Source organism: Falsirhodobacter xinxiangensis (assembly GCF_004959935.1).
GTDB classification, from domain to species: Bacteria; Pseudomonadota; Alphaproteobacteria; order Rhodobacterales; family Rhodobacteraceae; genus Falsirhodobacter; species Falsirhodobacter xinxiangensis.
Window position 1 is genome coordinate 1 of record NZ_SMYN01000020.1, and the last position, 14,727, is coordinate 14,727.

Consider the following 14,727-nt stretch of genomic DNA (forward strand, 5'->3'; position numbering starts at 1 on the left):
CCCCTTCATCAACCTCCCGACCGAGCAACGCGCGATGTCGAAGCCTTCGCGACGCAGTTGCCGCCAGACCTTGCGCACGCCATAGACCCGATAGTTCTCTTCAAAAACCCGTAGGATCTCGGGACGCAGCGCATCGTCACGGCGGGCCCGGTCGGACTGCCGCGCCGGATCGGCACGCTTCGCCAGATGGCTGGAGTAGGTGGAAGGGGCGATCGGCAACACGCTACAGATCGGCTCGACCCCATGCATCCCTCGATGCCATCGATGGACGACACCATCACTTCGACCGGCGGTCGAGCTCCGCCAGCCCAAAATACGCGCTCGCCTTGCGCAAGATCTCATTGGCTTGCCGTAGTTCGCGGTTCTCGCGCTCCAGTGCCTTCAGCTTCGCGGCCATATCGGTCGAGACGCCCGCGCGCCGGCCGCTGTCGACCTCGGCCTTCTTGACCCAATCGTTCAGCGTATTGGCCGAACAGCCGATCTTCGCCGCAATTGACACAATGGCCTGCCAGCGCGACCCATGCGGCCCCTCGCCGTCGAGAACCATCCGCACCGCACGCTCGCGCACTTCGGGGGAAACTTGTTCGTTGTCTTGCTCATGATGCTCCAGTTGGAGCCTCCGGCAAGCCCGGAGCGGTTCACAGCGAGTTCTTCTCGCGCGACCTCGACCTGTGGGCTCATGCCAACGATGTCACGCTGGACTTCTCACTCCCCGGCAAGCCCGCGGACCACGGCTTCATCGAGGCCTTCAACAGCAAGCTTCGGTCCGAATGCCTGAACGCGCACTGGTTCATGAGCCTTGCGGATACACGGGAAAAGCTGGAGGCTTGGCGTCGACGCTACAACGAAGACCGACGCCACAGCGCGATCGGATATAACGTTACGATTGCCCTGCATTACCCCTGCGACGCAGCCAGCCTGTCACCATGACGAGGCCGGAAAATTCCAGTACTCGACGGTCCAAGGTTGGGAGCAGCACAATAACCATCGAACTTCGGTCGCAACTGGACGAAATACCAGTGGCAGGTCAACAGCTACTGGCTGTCCCGTAGCAAGATTGCTGATCGCGGACACGCTAACGCGCCGCCAATACACCCCGCATCGCCGCGACCAGAGGTGTCGTTGGCCCTGTGTCTTCCCATGCATATAACGACGTCGTCATGTCTGGCTCAGACCCGAAGACAGGGCTGCGCCGGACGGGTATTCCTGCAACGGCGCGGCATGGGAGCAGCGATATCCCGAAGCCTGCTTCGACGGCAGTGATCACATTGGGCAGGCTCGTGCCGGCAAAGGCCACGAACCATCTGCGGCCTTCCGCTTCTGCCCGGCGGAACATCTGGTCGCGGTAGAGCCCGCCCGGAGGGAAGGTGACGAGGGGCAGGGGGTCCGGCCAGTCGCCTGCGGTCTCTGCCTCGAACCAGCCGATCGGTTCGGGGAAGCTTGCGCGGCAGTCCCGGTCTGGCGCTGCCTCCTTCACGACGACGATGTCGAAGCCGCCATCGCGATACTGCGCCGTCAGCGCCTTGCTCAGCCCGGCGGTCACGTCCAGACGCACTTGGCGATGATCGGCGGCGAACCCGGCGAACAGACGCGCCATTTCCTTGGTAAGTATGTCTTCTGCAAGTCCGATGCGGATCGGAACGGTTCCCGACGGCTCTCGCAATGCGCGGGTTGCCTCCTCTTGAAGCGCGAGGATGCGCCTTGCATAGCCGGAAAGGCGCTCGCCACCTGCGGTCATGCGCAGCGGGCGCGCGTCCCGGTCGATCAAAGGTTGGCCAAGCTGATCCTCAAGGCGTGAAAGCTGCTGGCTGATGGTCGATTGCGTCATGTTCAGACGCGCCGCAGCGCGGGTGAAGCTGGCATCATCCGCCACCGCAAGGAAGGCGCGAAGCAGCCTGGGATCGAGCATTTGATTCATGCATGAACTCTATCAAGACATTTAATTTCTGAATAGGGAGCGGCGCGCCTATCTTACCCTTATCCGAAAACAGGAGTAGAAGATGACCAGCCGCAGAGAATTTCTGTGCCATACCGGCGGCATCGTGGCGGCGGGTTCCGTCCTCGGTGCGGGTGCGGCCAATGCCCAGACGCCCGTTGCCGATGATGTCGATACCATCCCGCATCGCCATTATCTGCTGACCGACGTTCGTCTGGAAAGTGGCTTTATCCATGAAGATGGCGTGGTGGCGGGGACCGAAACCACGCTGCACACGCTGGAGATCGAAGACGGGCGCATCGTTGCCATCCTCGATGCGCCAAGCGGGACGCTTCCGCGATACAGCGCGCAGGGGATGCTGGCGCTGCCGCCGATGCGCGATATGCACATCCATCTGGACAAGACATTTTACGGCGGTCCGTGGCAGGCGCCGCTGCCGCGCAAGGGCAAGACGATCATGGACATGATCGCGCGCGAGGAGGTGCTTTTGCCGCAGCTTCTGCCCACCTCGCAGGACCGGGCCGAGGCGTTGATCGCCCTTTTGCTGGCGCATGGCACGACGATGGCGCGCAGCCATTGCAACATCGACCCGGTCAGTGGGCTGCAAAGCTTGGAACATCTGAACCTTGCGCTTGCGGCGCGGCGCGATGATTTCGACTGCGAGATCGTGGCCTTCCCGCAGCATGGTTTGCTGCATTCCAAGGTTGACGGTCTGATGCGCGAGTCGATGGATCTTGGCGTTACCCATGTCGGCGGGTTGGACCCGACCAATGTGGATGGCGCGATGGAGGCGTCACTGGATGCGATGTTCCAGATCGCACTGGATCATGACAAGGGCGTGGACATCCACAACCACGAATCCTCGCCCGCGGGCATCGCGGCGCTTCGTTATATGGTCGCAGCGGTCGAAGCAAACGCCCCGCTGCGGGACCGCGTGACCTTCAGTCATGCCTTCGCACTGGCGCGTATGGACGAGGGCGAGCTGGCCGAACTGGCCACACGCATGGCCGATCAGGGGATCAGCGTCGCCTCCAGCGTGCCGATCGGGCGGGGTGTGATGCCGCTTCAGGCGATGCGCGACAAGGGCGTGACGATCATGGCCGGGACCGACAGCGTGATCGACCACTGGTCGCCCTTTGGCAGCGGCGACATGGTGGACAAGGCGAACCTCTATGCCCAGCTTTACGCGGGCAGCGACGAGGCGAGCCTTTCGCGGTCGCTGTGGATCGCGACGGGAGATGTGCTGCCGTTGGATGACGACGGCAATCGTGCATGGCCGAAAGTGGGCGATGCGGCGGGATTCGTACTGGCCGAGGCAAGCTGTTCGGCCGAGGCGGTCGCGCGCTGTTCGCCGCGCCGCGCGACGTTCCACAAGGGACGTTTGGTTTCGGGGAGGGTCGGGGCATGACGAATACCGAACGCGATCTTCAGGCGGTAAAGGACTACCTTGCCGCGTCGATGCAGCCCGATCCGGAACGTGCGGCGCAATTCGTCGCGCCGGGGTTCATCTGCCGATTTACCGGCAATCGGCGGTTCCACAGCCCCGACGGGCCGACCAGCTTCAACGCCGCCCGCTATGCCTGGGTCAAGAAGCGGATCGCCCGGTATGACTTAATGCCGGGCGATGGCGAAACCATCGTCTACAGCACCGGCCACCTTTATGGCGAATGGCCGGATGGGACGCCCTTCGATCACAACCGCTATGTGGACCGCTTCGTGGTTCGGAACGGTTTGATCGTCGAGACCGATGTCTGGAACGACAGCGCCGAATGGCTGCTGGACCGCGCCGCCTGACATCGTGGCAGAACTGCAACGCTTGATGGGGTATGCCTTGGCATGCCGCCATCGACGCTGCCGCCGCCCCGCCAAGGGGATATTCCGGTCCAAGCAGCAAAGCGAAGACCGACATGCCTCCGAACTCCGACCATCCCCTGCGTTACGACACGGTGAACGAACTGCATGGGCGGCCCTTTCCGTCGCTGGGCGTTCCCTGCACGGCGGTGGTCATGGCGTTCAAACAGCCGATGGATGCCGCGAACCGGGACCGCGCGCTGGATCACGCGCATCTGGTCGATCTGGTGGACCGTCATGCCGCGCCACATCCCCAGCCCGATGTCACGCATCATTCCAGCCCGATGGGCCGCGCCGCGTTGAAATGGGAAAGCCATACCGAGTTCGTGACCTATTCCGCGTTCATTCCCGGGATCGGCGACCGCCCCTTCGATCCGGCCGAGGCGGAGATATTCCCGCAGGACTGGATCGAAGCCGCGCCCGGCCGCCGCCTGACATCCCTGCTGATCCGGGTCGAGCCGATGGGCGAGGATCGCGCCGCGCTTCTGGCGCGCGCGTCGGAATGGTTCGTGCCCGAAAGCCTTGCCATCTCGTCGGTCGTGGATGACAGCGCGGTCGTTGCGGGGGATTTCCGCATCGACCCGGCGGGGCATATGCGTTTCGCGGTCTTCGTGCGCCCCGGCACCGGGCCGCGCCGCGTGGGCCGCATCGTCCAGCGCCTGTGCGAGATCGAGAATTATCGCGCCATGTCGATGCTGGGCCTGATGCGCGCGCGCAATCTTTCGGCGCATCTGAACGGACTGGATCAGCGCCTTGCCGCGCTGGTCACCGGCCAGGCGCGCCCCGAGCCCGAGGAGGCGCTTCAGGACCTGCTCTCGATCTCGTCCGAGTTGGAGCGGCAGGCGGTGGAGGTGTCCTTCCGTTTCGGCGCGACCGCGGCCTATGAGGCGATCCTGACCCAGCGGATCGAGGTCCTGCGCGAGCAACGGATCGCGGGGCGCCAGACCTTCGGCGAGTTCATGATGCGACGTTACGATCCGGCGATGCGGACGGTGAAATCCGCCGAACGCCGCCTGGCCGCCCTGTCCGAACGGGCGCAGCGCGCGGCGGAATTGCTGCGGACGCGGGTGGATGTCGAACGATCGGCCCAGAACCAGCGGCTGCTGGAAAGCATGGACCGCCGTGCCGACCTTGCCTTGCGTCTTCAGCACACGGTCGAGGGGCTGTCGGTCGTCGCGATCAGCTACTATACGCTCAGCCTCGTGTCCTACGCCCTTTATCCGATGGCCAGCGGCGTGGGCTTCAGCAAGGAACAATTGATCGCGGCACTGGTGCTTCCGGTGCTGGCGTCGGTCTGGCTGGTGGTGCGCCGGGTGCGGCGCAAGTTCCACTAGGGGCGGAAGACAGCGGGCGACAGGCCGCGCAGCGCGTTCCCCAGCCACAGGCGCAGATGGGGCAGGTCGGCGGGCAGCAGCACTTCCTCGCGCAAACCCTCGGCCATCATCTTGGCCCGCAGGACGCCCGGCAGCAGGCCGGAGGCGGCGGGCGGCGTCCGCATCCCGTGGCCCCGGTCGAAGAACAATGTGGTGATCGACCCGTCGCAAACCTCGCCGCGTTCGTTCAGCAGCAGCACTTCGTCGAGGTCACCGCGCAGATCCCGTCGCGCAGCGTCATAGCTGGCGCGGCGGGTGGATTTGATGCGCAGCCACGGATCGTCCGAGCGAAGGCGTTGGGCCGCCACCCCGACGCGCCACAGCGCGATGGGCGGCGGCAGGTCGGAAACCTCGGGCGCGGCAAGGCCATCGGGACCGCACAGGACGCGAAGCCGGGCGGGCCTGCCCGGTGGGCCGATCAAATCCAGCCGGGGCGCCGCCCATCCCATTTGCCGCGCCCCTTCCGCCAGCCGCGCCCGGTGCCATGCCAGCAGCGGACAGGCCGCGCCGTCCCACAGGACCGTCTCGATCAGCCTTGCACCAGCGGCATCATGTAGCGGGCTTTCCACAGCGCCTCCTCCCATTCGGAACTTTCCGTCGAATCCGCGACGATCCCACCCCCGACATTCAGCGTGATTTCATCCCCCCGCAGCGCCAATGTGCGGATCGCGACCGAGAAGGATGACGACCCGTCCGGCCCCATCCATCCCAGCGTGCCGCAATAGATACCGCGCGGATGCGGCTCCAGCGCGTGGATGATCTGCATGGCGCGGATCTTCGGCGCGCCGGTGATCGACCCGCAGGGAAACAGCGCCTGCATCAGCGTGCACAGGTCCGGCGGTGCGGCAAGCTGGGCCGTCACGCGCGAGGTCATCTGATGCACCGTCGCAAAGGTCTCCACATCGAACAGGTCCGGCACACGCACCGATCCGACGCGCGACAGGCGCGACAGATCGTTCCGCAGCAGGTCCACGATCATCAGGTTCTCGGCCCGGTTCTTGACCGAGGCACCAAGCGCAGCGGCCAGTGCGGCATCCTGCGCCGGATCAGGGTGGCGCGGAGCGGTGCCCTTCATGGGCCGCGCCTCGATCCGACCGCTGGCGTCGGTGCGGAAGAACAATTCGGGCGAGCGGGAGATGACGGTCGGGCCGACCCCAAGATCGGCGAACCCGCCATGCGCCACGGGTTGCAGATGTGTCAGCGCGGCGGCAAGGTCCGCCGCCGTCCCGTGCAAAAGCCGCGTCTGCATCGGAAAGGTCAGATTGATCTGATAGACGTCGCCCGCCGCGATCAACGCCTGCGTCTGCCGAAACGCCTCGCCATAGGCTTCGCGCGTGATGACAGGTTCGGGCGGTGCAAGCCGAACGGGCGCCGCGTGATGGCTCTGCGGCTGCGTCGGCACGTCGAAGATGCCGAAGGCCAGAAGCGGCTGACCCGGCACATCCAGCGAGGAAAGCCGCGCCTCGAAGGCGAATCCCGCTTCATAGGCCATCCAGCCCGCGACCCATCCACCGCCGCGCCGCGCCTCCTCCAGCCGCCGAAGCGCCGGGAGGACATCGGGAAGCCGATCGGCGACCACGACCTCTCGCGGGCTGCGAAACTCGGCAGCCCGACCTTCCGGCCCATCGTCAAGGATGATCATCCGCACCTCCTGCCGGACAGAAGCGTCGGCCTTTGGTGCCCGCGGCCGGACTGCCCGAGCACCGAATATCGCGGGGTTTTACAATGACCATGTGCCCCACGCTACTAGATTTCCTGCTTCAATAGAATCAACGGGTTAGAATGCGGGTGCCCCACGCTTTTTTACCAGTCCAGCCCGCTTAGGGTTTGCATGGCATCCTGCGCCAGAACGCGCCGCTTCGCCCCTTTGGTATAGATAGCTGTGGTCGTCGCCTTGGTGTGCGCCAAAACCGACATGATCTGGTGATCGGAGCATCCCATCTCGGCGAGCAGCCCGGCGAGGGCCTTGCGGATGCCATGCGATGACCGTTCGGTCAGCCCAGCCGCATCGCACCAACGGCGCACGCGCTGGCGCAGGCTCTCCACGCTCCCGAACGGCTGGCCCTTCTCGCTGAGCAGGTAGGCATCGCCCTGCACGGTCATCGCCCGTGAGGCATTAAACAGGGGCGGGGGCAGGGGCACGGATACCGGGGCCGATCCTTTCTTGCCGGGCTGCCATTCCAGCCATGTAATGCCGTCGCGCTGGACCTCGTGCTTTCGTCCAAGCAGCATGGCATCGCCGATCCGGCATCCGGTCATCATCAGCAGCGTCAGCCAGAGATGCGCCGTCGTTCCCGGCGGATGCACCGCGCGGAAAGCCTTGAGGTCTTCGGACGTCCACGGCTTCGCGCCGCCCTTGCTGATGTGTATCTTGCGAACGCCCTTTGCCGGGTTTGTCTCCATGTCGCCGCGCTCGATGGCGAAATCATACATCGCACGCACCGCCTTCATGGTATTGTCGGCTTCGGCCGGGGTGCGGACCATGTGATCGCGGACCTTCACGAACGCGGCCTGCGGCATGTCGATATCCAGATCGCCGTAGGGCGTGCCGTCCCGGTCGGGAATGGCGCACATGCGGGTGAGCTGGCTGCGGCGCTGCTTGAGGGTGCTGGACGATTTCAGCCCCGCATCGACCTCAGCCGACAGGTGGGCGAGGTATTCGTTGACCAGCCACCGAAGCGACATCTCTGGCACATGCACGGCCGCATCGCGCGCCCATCGGTTGCCGGCGCGCGCCGCCCAGTAGTGTTCGAGGAAGTCGGGGTGATCCGGACCCACCGGGATTGTCGTCTTGACGCGCGGCGCGCCCTCCTTGCGGACGCGGTGCCGCAGGTTTCCGGAGGGCAGGCGTTCCGTGAACCAGCCGTCGAACTTGTGCTTCACGCCGATCAGCCCGCCCACTTCTTCAGCGCGCTGCGATCCGTGCCTTTGGTGACGGGCGCGGGCGGCAGCTTCATCGCGCGGATCGTCCCGTCAGCCGTGATCTCCACGGTGTCGGGGTCAAAGCCTGCCTCGCGGACAGCCTCGATCGCGCGCACGACGGCGGCCTTCGTGAAAGCAGCCTTACCCATCACTCTTTCCTCCGAAACCGCTTAGCGGTGAATCTACCAACAGCCAGCCCGACAATGGAAGCGCCGAGCAGCCACCCCGCAGCGGGCAGCGGCACCTGCGACGGCGGCGCCTCATCTGCGCCCCCACCGATTGGCCGCTCCGGCACGCTTACCAGCCCCCGGCGCGGGTCAGGCGTATATGCGCCATAGGTGGGCCGCTCGCCCCGCCAGAACTGCGGTGCGCGTTCCGCCAGTGTCATCACCGGCGGCGGGCACATGAGGCCCTGCACCTGCTCGTATGGGGTCGGCGTCCCGTCCGCGCGGGCGTCCACCGCAGCCAGCATCAGCACGATCCCCGTGGCAGCGCCGACCAGCCAGCATTTGATACAGCATCGGGTCATGCGCCATCCTCCCCTTCATACGGCTCGCGGATCCGGCTCTGCACGGGGCTGCGGATGTTGGCTTGTTCGGTGAGGGGGGGCATTTCGGTGGAACGGCGGATAGACTTCGCGGCCAGCTTCTGACCGCGCCAAAACCCGACCTCGTGTTCATCCATGCCATCGCGCTTCTCAAGCTTGGCGTAGGCTTCATTCTCCATGGCTTCGCAGCGCCCCCAGACACCCCGGACTATTTCACGAGCCTCTACCTTCTCCAGCTTCCCGCGCAGTTCGGCGTTCTCGGCCTCAAGCTGTTCGTATGCATGTATAAGGCCCTCAACTGTTTCGCGTGTCAGATCGCATCGGGTCGCATCGGGCTTCCGGTCGAGAGCGCGTTTTACCCGCGCCACCAGCCACGGCGCTTGGTCTTTGGGCGGGGTCATGGCTTCGGATCCTGTTCTTGATCGGGTTTTGATCCGATCGGCTTCTGGGTAAGTATGTTGACGATTGTTCTTTGCTGAAACAGTGCCTTAACCGACGCCAAATCCTTGATTGTGTTTTGATTGCTCATCACCGCTCCCCCTTCTCGGCCACCGATCCACGGGCGAGGGCAGCTTCATACATCTCTTTGTATCTATCCCGGTCAGCTTCGGCTTCTTTACGTTTCTTCATATGCCATTGACGAGATGCTTGATTTCGGTCTCGCTCATAAACCAACGCCTCCACCTCGGGGGTGGGCTGCGGGGTGGCAGGTTGGGAAAGGGCGGTTCCATCCGATCCTGCGTGTTTGCGCTTGATCTCCGCAATTTGCTTCAATGGCATCCGAGCAATCGCTGCCTCCACCAGCGCCGTGTTGCCCGTGGGCGCGAGGGCGGCGCGGGTGTTCCACTCAGCTTTGCGGTTAGGTCCGTTTGCCCCACAATTTGTGCAGTATGGGTAGGGCCGAAGTCTTGTGAGGGTCGGGTCAATACCAGAACTTCCGCAGAACGGGCATGGCAGCAACTCCCCCTTCACACCCTCCACCGCCACAGGCGCGGGTTCGGCGGCATGGGTGGCGATGAGGGCGAGGACATCGCCGCGACTGATCCAATCGCCGTGGACCGCCGGATCGTGGCCCTCATCAATCGGGACCATCGTCCCGCCTTGATAGTCGCAATACATGCCGGGCAGCGCCTCGATCTTTGCTTTCAGGTCATCCATGTGCGGCCTCTTTGGCTGCGTTGAGTTGGTCCATCAGGCCACGAATGGTTTTCCGGTAGCCTTCCGCCGCGTCGGCACGTTCCTTGGCTTCCCGCTCCGCCGCCTCTTTGGCGTCCAGAAGGGCGCGGAGGGTGTCGGAATTGGTATCCTTGATGGCGCACCAGCCATAGCTGCTGGACTGAATGCGCTCTGCCAGCCGCTCCACCGCTTCCCGCGACAGGTCCGGTTTCGTCGTGTCGGTCATTTGCCTTCCCCCGTGATGAAGTCCCAGAAGCGGTCGAACCAATCGCGGCGGGGCGTGAAGCTGCTGCGGAACAGAGCCGGATTGCCCAGCGCATACTCGGGGCGCGGGACGAGCTGCCCGGTGATGCTGTCGTCGGCGGGGATGACCCGGCCATCGGCGATAGCGGCGTCCACGGCCTTCGCATCGGTGCGGCGGCGTGCCTCTGCCAGAGTGGCGGCAAGCGGGGTGGCGGTGAGGTCGGTCATGCTGCGATTTCCTCGACAAGGGGGGACCAGCGGGCGGCACAGGCCGCGGCGACGCCGGGGAATGTTGCACTCCGAAGCTTCCACCGATCGGGGCCCGGGCTTGCGCGGTGAACCTTCGACCAGGCGGCGTGACGCTGCGGATCATCGGTCTTTCGCGGCGGGGAAAGACGATCGGTAGCGATCAGCGGAGCAAGGCCGCGGAGGTAGAAGCCTGTCGCTTTGAAAAAGGGCTCTCCGAACCACCACGGCTGGACGATTTGCGGCTTCGGCAGGCTGGCCGGCATCAGCGCCTTCGCGTGTTTGTGCATGACCGGGTTCTCCACGGCTATGCGGGGCACCGGCGCGTTCCAGCAGGCAGAGAACAGTTCGGCACCTTCGGCAAGCTCATCCCACATCTCGGCCAGAGTCCGTCCGCGCGGTGGGGCGCTAAGCCAGCGAACGCCGCTGTTGCAGAGGCGCGTGCATGGCGGATGCGCCACCACAAGCATGTCCCAGCCATCATTTAGCAGTCCCCGCACGTCACCTACGATGTGCCGATTGCTTCCATCGTCAGCCGGCAGGAGGTCGCAGGACCAAACATCGTGGCCGCGGGCGGCGAAAGCGCGGCGCATGGCGCCCGACGTTTCGCAGCCAATAAGGATTTTCCATGCGGTCATTTCGCCACCTCCTTCGCGGCAATCTCGCGGGCGATGTTCTCGCGGATCAGGGCGCCGAGCATCGCGTTCATGGCGGCGCTCAGCTCGGCCTGAGCGGCGGGGTGGCCTATGAGGGTCACGCGCGGCTCCTTGGGTTCACCCATTCGCCAGCCAGCATGTCGGCGACGACGGGCAGAAAGTCGGTGTCCAGCCCGTTGCGAGCTTCCCATGCCGCCTTGTCGCGGTGGATGGCCTCGGGGCCGTCCTGATGGCAAAGCTTACAGAGTGGGATAGTCTGGAAGTCGCTGACCTTGCGGCTGCCGTAGCGCCCGCTGATGCAGTGGTGGGCATCGGACGGGCCGGGGGCGGCGCAGATCACACAAGGCAGGGCCTTAATCGCTGCGATGTGGCGCTTGGCGGCCGCCGTGCCGCGCTCGGGCTTCGGTGCCTTGAGGCCCAGCGGCGGGCGGCCTGCGAGGTTGCCGGGGTGCACGCTCATTGCTTGCGCTCCTCTGACCACAGGTCCACGCCCTGCTCGGCGCACCAGGATTCAATGAAGGTCTGCATGTCGCTCATTTCGCGGACGGTCAGATCCGAAGACCGGAAGCCAGTGGGGAAGAAGCTTTCGCCGTCCAGCGTCGGCAGGAAGCTGGCCTCCTTGCCCATGGCGCGCATGAAGATGCATTTCCACGACTCGGCGGGGTAGGCCTTGCCGTTGATCGTCATGCGCTTGGCGATGCGGCTCAGCATCTCCCACATGCGGTCGTTCTGCTCGTCGCTGCGCTTCGGTTCCTTGAACTCCACGCGCCACCCATCCGGGACGCGGGAGGTCCAGACGCCCAGCTTGGCGCGGTCGCGGCTGGTCTTGAGGGTGATCGCGTGGCGTCCAGCCATCTCAGCCTCCGGTCATGTTGAGGGTGCGCTCGATCAGGACGCGCTCGACGCGCGCCCGCATTTCCTCGGCTTGGGTGTCGTCCTCAATGCCCAGCTCCATCACGACGCGATCAGCGACGAGGCCCTTGCTGTCCCATCCTTCTGCGATGATGGGCTGGATGAGGCGCCAAACGTCACCGTCGTTGCGGGGGAGCGCGGCCATCATTTCGGCCTCCCGAAGCGGAGCGAGGCGGCCCCCATGCGAACCACAGCCGGGTCTTTGTCTTCCTTCGGTCGGATGATCGACTGGATGACGCGAAACTTGTCCTCGGCCGCCTTGATCGTGTCCCACTCTGGCACGAGCGCAGCCCAGTAGCTGTTGACCTCTGCCATCTGCGGCAGCCGCTCGCGCAGTCCGGGGATCATGTCCATGGCCCGCTCGCAGCGACCGAAGTCGCCGCCGTCGTGCGGATAGCTGCCATCACAGGGAAGGCCGAATGCCCTGCAGACGATGGCAGATGCAGAAAGGCCGGTGCTGCGCGACATTGCCCACGCGAGGGCTGCTTTGTGATCAAGGTCCTGCATCAGCGGACCTCCGGGCCAAAGGGAAGGGCGCTGTAGATGTCTGCCTTATGCATGGTTTTTCCGTCCTTGCTGGCTTGGCCGCGACGAGGGCGAGTGACAGCAGCCTCGGCTGTCCAACCCATCTTCATGCGCGCGTGAATGAGGGACTGGCTGATGCCGGTTTCGTCAGACCATTCGGCGGCGGTTTTTGTCTGTCCGGAGATGGTCAGGAATTTCGAAGAGCGCCGATTTCGGCACTGCTCTTTGATGGTCGCCCAACGGCAGTTTTCGGGCGTGTAGTCTCCATCATTGTCGATACGGTCCAGCGTATGCTTGCGGGATGGGCGCATCCCCATATCATCGACGAACGCTACAAAATCGACAGCCCAGCGATCGCAGATGCTGATGCCCCGCCCGCCGTAGCGGTGATAATTAGGGTTCTGCTTGTTCAAGCACCTCGCGCGCATACCATTCCAAATGATGTATTCGGAGGCCGTGTTTTTCGATGTCTTGAAGCCGTGGCGATAGTTGCTCAAAACGGGATCTCCCCGTCGTCGAAGTCCGTGCTCCGCCCGCCGCTTGAAGGCCGCCCGCCCGCGCCATAGCCGTCGCCGCCGCGCGAGCCTCCCCCATCGCGATCCTGACGCTCGCCGCGCTGTTCGCCGCCGCCCAGAAGCGTGACCTCGTTCGCGCGGATCGTCAGATAAGTCTTGCCCTCATGCTCACGGGTGCTGAACTCGCCCGAGACGGCGACACGCGTGCCCTTGGTCAGATACTGTGCCAGCTTTTCGCCGCGGTTCCCCCAGAGGCTGACGTCGAACCAGAGGGTGCGCTTTTCCTGCCCGACGCGTTCCTCGACAGCGACAGACCAGCCGGTCACCTTGTCACCGTTCTGGGTGGAGCGGGTCACGGCATCTTTGCCGATGTTTCCTGCGATGCTGATCGATTTCATCAGGCGGCTTCCTTCTGTTCGGCGAGTTGCGCCTTACGGTCATCCTTGGCGCGGATGACTGCGGGGCTGGATTTCACGCTGGGCGGCAAGTCGCGCCAGATCGCGGCAAGCGCGTCCAGCGTGTCTGCGTTGCCGATGCTCTGGCGTGCGATGATGGCCGGGTCCGGCTGTGCCGGGTCGCGGTCTGTATGGTCGATGCTGTCGTGATCGGCGTCGTCGCCTGTCTCCAGCCCGAGAGCCTTGAGCAGCGCATATTTCACGGCATAGCTCATGGCCTTACCCGGCCCCTTGTCTTGGGGGTCGATGCCATAGCCGAATGTCGGAACGTCGAAGAAGTCGGCAGGCTCGTCGATGTTGACGAAGCGGACAGTCATCGCGCACTCGGCCCGGTTGCCGTTGTGTTGGTGTTCGCAGCGCACGGGATAGTAGACGATGCCGTGCTTGAGCAGGACTGGGCGCACCTTGGCCGTCACCGCGTCATGGGACACGATGGTGTAGTTCATACCCTGCTTGCGCTCTTTCTGGATGTAAGTGACTTCGCCCATGGCGGCGGCGAGACGCTGGTGAATGTTCTTTGCGGTCATGTCGGTTGCTCGATCAGGGTTTCACGCGCGGCGAGCGCCGCATCAAAGGCGGACAGACGCTGGCGCAGCAGGCGCATTTCACTCAGGGATTGCTCGTCGAAGGCATCGCCCCGGCGCAGGGCTTCGGTCAGGCGCTCGACACCGCCCAGCACCATCACGGCAAACACGTCGCGCGGTCGGCTGGCATCCTGGACGCGGGGCAGACCCTTCATTTCGGGAACCTCTTGGCCTGTGCCAGCAGCCGCAGCGCTGCGGCGCGGGCATAGGCGGCGGATTTGGGCAGGCCTTGGCGCTTGGCGTCGCGCCAGTAGCCGATCTGCTGGACGGCGAGACTGATGGCGAAATCACGGGTGCTCATTCCGACCACTCTACGAATGCGGGGTTGCGGGCCTGCTCCAGCGTGGCCGTGTTCCGCGCGGTCAGGTGGTTCACGACGACTGCCACGATGGCGGCAGCGGCCATGACCGACGCGAACCCGGCGAAGAAAGTCAGCACCTGCCAGATCGGGAAACGGCGCTCGTTGGGCATGGGCGCGGCGCGGGTGATCCGCTTCGGCGCTGCGGCTGCCAGACGGGCGGTGTAGCGTTCGGCATAGGTCGGTGCCTGACCGGCGAGAGTCAGGATGTCGTCGCACCAGCCTTGCAGGTCATGGTCGCTGGAACCGTCGAAGAACTCGGCCAGATCGACGTGGCGCAGGAACTCGGCGTGGGTGCAGGTCTGGCCGTTAGGAAGCACGATCTCGGCATCCATGCCGCCGAAGCGGAGGACGGGCGAGGCGCTGGCGATGATCGACCGGGCGCGGCGGGTGAGGGCAATATCGGTGGGCGGGCAGAGAGCGTTCAT

25 protein-coding genes, 2 pseudogenes and 1 other annotated feature are annotated in these 14,727 nt (G+C 64.6%); of the genes and pseudogenes, 4 read left to right on the top strand and 23 right to left on the bottom strand.

Going from position 1 to position 14,727, the window contains the following annotated elements:
* Window positions 1–547: pseudogene (locus tag E2K76_RS20430) on the bottom strand (IS3 family transposase); the annotation flags it as partial.
* Window positions 205–320 (bottom strand) — a sequence feature (AL1L pseudoknot). (Overlaps the previous pseudogene by 116 nt.)
* 95 nt (window positions 548–642) lie before the next feature.
* Here E2K76_RS20430 and E2K76_RS16990 point away from each other — a divergent pair.
* Window positions 643–930 (top strand): annotated as a pseudogene (locus E2K76_RS16990) (integrase core domain-containing protein); the annotation flags it as partial.
* Between the two features lie 145 nt (window positions 931–1,075).
* Here the strand turns inward: E2K76_RS16990 and E2K76_RS16995 are convergent.
* On the bottom strand, window positions 1,076–1,918 hold the full coding sequence (locus E2K76_RS16995; RefSeq protein ID WP_246033000.1) for a LysR family transcriptional regulator: 843 nt from the start codon (window positions 1,916–1,918) through the stop codon (window positions 1,076–1,078).
* Between the two features lie 82 nt (window positions 1,919–2,000).
* Here E2K76_RS16995 and E2K76_RS17000 point away from each other — a divergent pair, with 82 nt between their 5' ends.
* The 3 genes from E2K76_RS17000 (at window position 2,001) to E2K76_RS17010 (ending at window position 5,121) form a co-directional block, all read left to right on the top strand.
* The gene (locus E2K76_RS17000) at window positions 2,001–3,344 is read left to right on the top strand and encodes an amidohydrolase (RefSeq protein WP_136685644.1); all 1,344 of its coding nucleotides are present in this window, start codon (window positions 2,001–2,003) and stop codon (window positions 3,342–3,344) included.
* Complete coding sequence (locus tag E2K76_RS17005; RefSeq protein ID WP_136685645.1) at window positions 3,341–3,730, top strand: nuclear transport factor 2 family protein; 390 nt, start codon at window positions 3,341–3,343, stop codon at window positions 3,728–3,730. Before E2K76_RS17000 ends, E2K76_RS17005 begins: the two co-directional genes overlap by 4 nt.
* A gap of 113 nt (window positions 3,731–3,843) precedes the next feature.
* Window positions 3,844–5,121, top strand: coding sequence for a DUF3422 family protein (locus tag E2K76_RS17010; RefSeq protein WP_136685646.1), 1,278 nt, complete (start codon window positions 3,844–3,846; stop codon window positions 5,119–5,121).
* Here E2K76_RS17010 and E2K76_RS17015 read toward each other — a convergent pair.
* The 21 genes from E2K76_RS17015 to E2K76_RS17105 form a co-directional block, all read right to left on the bottom strand.
* Window positions 5,118–5,729 (bottom strand): aminotransferase class IV, encoded by a 612-nt coding sequence (locus tag E2K76_RS17015; protein ID WP_246033001.1) that lies wholly within the window; start codon window positions 5,727–5,729, stop codon window positions 5,118–5,120. The genes E2K76_RS17010 and E2K76_RS17015 overlap by 4 nt on opposite strands.
* A complete protein-coding gene (locus E2K76_RS17020) occupies window positions 5,690–6,802 on the bottom strand; it encodes an aminodeoxychorismate synthase component I (protein ID WP_136685648.1) in 1,113 nt (370 codons plus the stop codon). The genes E2K76_RS17015 and E2K76_RS17020 overlap by 40 nt, the downstream gene beginning before the upstream one ends.
* Window positions 6,803–6,963: 161 nt before the next feature.
* Window positions 6,964–8,061, bottom strand: coding sequence for a site-specific integrase (locus tag E2K76_RS17025; protein ID WP_342773653.1), 1,098 nt, complete (start codon window positions 8,059–8,061; stop codon window positions 6,964–6,966).
* Window positions 8,049–8,231 carry a hypothetical protein gene (locus E2K76_RS17030; RefSeq protein WP_136685649.1) on the bottom strand — a complete coding sequence of 61 codons (183 nt, stop codon included), beginning with the start codon at window positions 8,229–8,231 and terminating at the stop codon, window positions 8,049–8,051. The genes E2K76_RS17025 and E2K76_RS17030 overlap by 13 nt, the downstream gene beginning before the upstream one ends.
* Complete coding sequence (locus tag E2K76_RS17035) at window positions 8,231–8,611, bottom strand: VPLPA-CTERM sorting domain-containing protein (RefSeq protein ID WP_136685650.1); 381 nt, start codon at window positions 8,609–8,611, stop codon at window positions 8,231–8,233. Before E2K76_RS17035 ends, E2K76_RS17030 begins: the two co-directional genes overlap by 1 nt.
* A complete protein-coding gene (locus E2K76_RS17040; protein WP_136685651.1) occupies window positions 8,608–9,030 on the bottom strand; it encodes a hypothetical protein in 423 nt (140 codons plus the stop codon). The genes E2K76_RS17035 and E2K76_RS17040 overlap by 4 nt, the downstream gene beginning before the upstream one ends.
* A 127-nt stretch (window positions 9,031–9,157) precedes the next feature.
* Window positions 9,158–9,787: a Lar family restriction alleviation protein gene (locus E2K76_RS17045; RefSeq protein ID WP_136685652.1), complete on the bottom strand. Its 630-nt coding sequence runs from the start codon at window positions 9,785–9,787 to the stop codon at window positions 9,158–9,160.
* Window positions 9,780–10,031, bottom strand: coding sequence for a hypothetical protein (locus tag E2K76_RS17050; protein WP_136685653.1), 252 nt, complete (start codon window positions 10,029–10,031; stop codon window positions 9,780–9,782). The genes E2K76_RS17045 and E2K76_RS17050 overlap by 8 nt, the downstream gene beginning before the upstream one ends.
* Window positions 10,028–10,276, bottom strand: a complete 249-nt coding sequence (locus E2K76_RS17055; protein ID WP_136685654.1) for a hypothetical protein — start codon at window positions 10,274–10,276, stop codon at window positions 10,028–10,030. Before E2K76_RS17055 ends, E2K76_RS17050 begins: the two co-directional genes overlap by 4 nt.
* Window positions 10,273–10,932 (bottom strand): hypothetical protein, encoded by a 660-nt coding sequence (locus E2K76_RS17060; RefSeq protein WP_136685655.1) that lies wholly within the window; start codon window positions 10,930–10,932, stop codon window positions 10,273–10,275. Before E2K76_RS17060 ends, E2K76_RS17055 begins: the two co-directional genes overlap by 4 nt.
* Window positions 10,929–11,051: a hypothetical protein gene (locus E2K76_RS21015; protein WP_281280746.1), complete on the bottom strand. Its 123-nt coding sequence runs from the start codon at window positions 11,049–11,051 to the stop codon at window positions 10,929–10,931. The genes E2K76_RS17060 and E2K76_RS21015 overlap by 4 nt, the downstream gene beginning before the upstream one ends.
* Window positions 11,048–11,410: a Ref family recombination enhancement nuclease gene (locus E2K76_RS17065; RefSeq protein ID WP_136685656.1), complete on the bottom strand. Its 363-nt coding sequence runs from the start codon at window positions 11,408–11,410 to the stop codon at window positions 11,048–11,050. The genes E2K76_RS21015 and E2K76_RS17065 overlap by 4 nt, the downstream gene beginning before the upstream one ends.
* Entirely contained in the window at window positions 11,407–11,805 is a 399-nt protein-coding gene (locus tag E2K76_RS17070) for a recombination protein NinB (RefSeq protein ID WP_136685657.1), read from the bottom strand. The genes E2K76_RS17065 and E2K76_RS17070 overlap by 4 nt, the downstream gene beginning before the upstream one ends.
* Before the next feature lies 1 nt (window position 11,806).
* On the bottom strand, window positions 11,807–12,010 hold the full coding sequence (locus tag E2K76_RS17075) for a hypothetical protein (protein WP_136685658.1): 204 nt from the start codon (window positions 12,008–12,010) through the stop codon (window positions 11,807–11,809).
* Complete coding sequence (locus E2K76_RS17080) at window positions 12,007–12,369, bottom strand: hypothetical protein (protein WP_136685659.1); 363 nt, start codon at window positions 12,367–12,369, stop codon at window positions 12,007–12,009. The genes E2K76_RS17075 and E2K76_RS17080 overlap by 4 nt, the downstream gene beginning before the upstream one ends.
* On the bottom strand, window positions 12,369–12,884 hold the full coding sequence (locus E2K76_RS17085; RefSeq protein WP_136685660.1) for a hypothetical protein: 516 nt from the start codon (window positions 12,882–12,884) through the stop codon (window positions 12,369–12,371). Before E2K76_RS17085 ends, E2K76_RS17080 begins: the two co-directional genes overlap by 1 nt.
* Window positions 12,881–13,300: a single-stranded DNA-binding protein gene (locus E2K76_RS17090; protein WP_136685661.1), complete on the bottom strand. Its 420-nt coding sequence runs from the start codon at window positions 13,298–13,300 to the stop codon at window positions 12,881–12,883. The genes E2K76_RS17085 and E2K76_RS17090 overlap by 4 nt, the downstream gene beginning before the upstream one ends.
* Window positions 13,300–13,884: an ERF family protein gene (locus tag E2K76_RS17095; protein WP_136685662.1), complete on the bottom strand. Its 585-nt coding sequence runs from the start codon at window positions 13,882–13,884 to the stop codon at window positions 13,300–13,302. Before E2K76_RS17095 ends, E2K76_RS17090 begins: the two co-directional genes overlap by 1 nt.
* Window positions 13,881–14,096: a hypothetical protein gene (locus tag E2K76_RS17100; RefSeq protein WP_136685663.1), complete on the bottom strand. Its 216-nt coding sequence runs from the start codon at window positions 14,094–14,096 to the stop codon at window positions 13,881–13,883. Before E2K76_RS17100 ends, E2K76_RS17095 begins: the two co-directional genes overlap by 4 nt.
* Window positions 14,093–14,242: a hypothetical protein gene (locus E2K76_RS20435; protein ID WP_169053365.1), complete on the bottom strand. Its 150-nt coding sequence runs from the start codon at window positions 14,240–14,242 to the stop codon at window positions 14,093–14,095. The genes E2K76_RS17100 and E2K76_RS20435 overlap by 4 nt, the downstream gene beginning before the upstream one ends.
* Window positions 14,239–14,727, bottom strand: coding sequence for a hypothetical protein (locus E2K76_RS17105; RefSeq protein WP_136685664.1), 489 nt, complete (start codon window positions 14,725–14,727; stop codon window positions 14,239–14,241). Before E2K76_RS17105 ends, E2K76_RS20435 begins: the two co-directional genes overlap by 4 nt.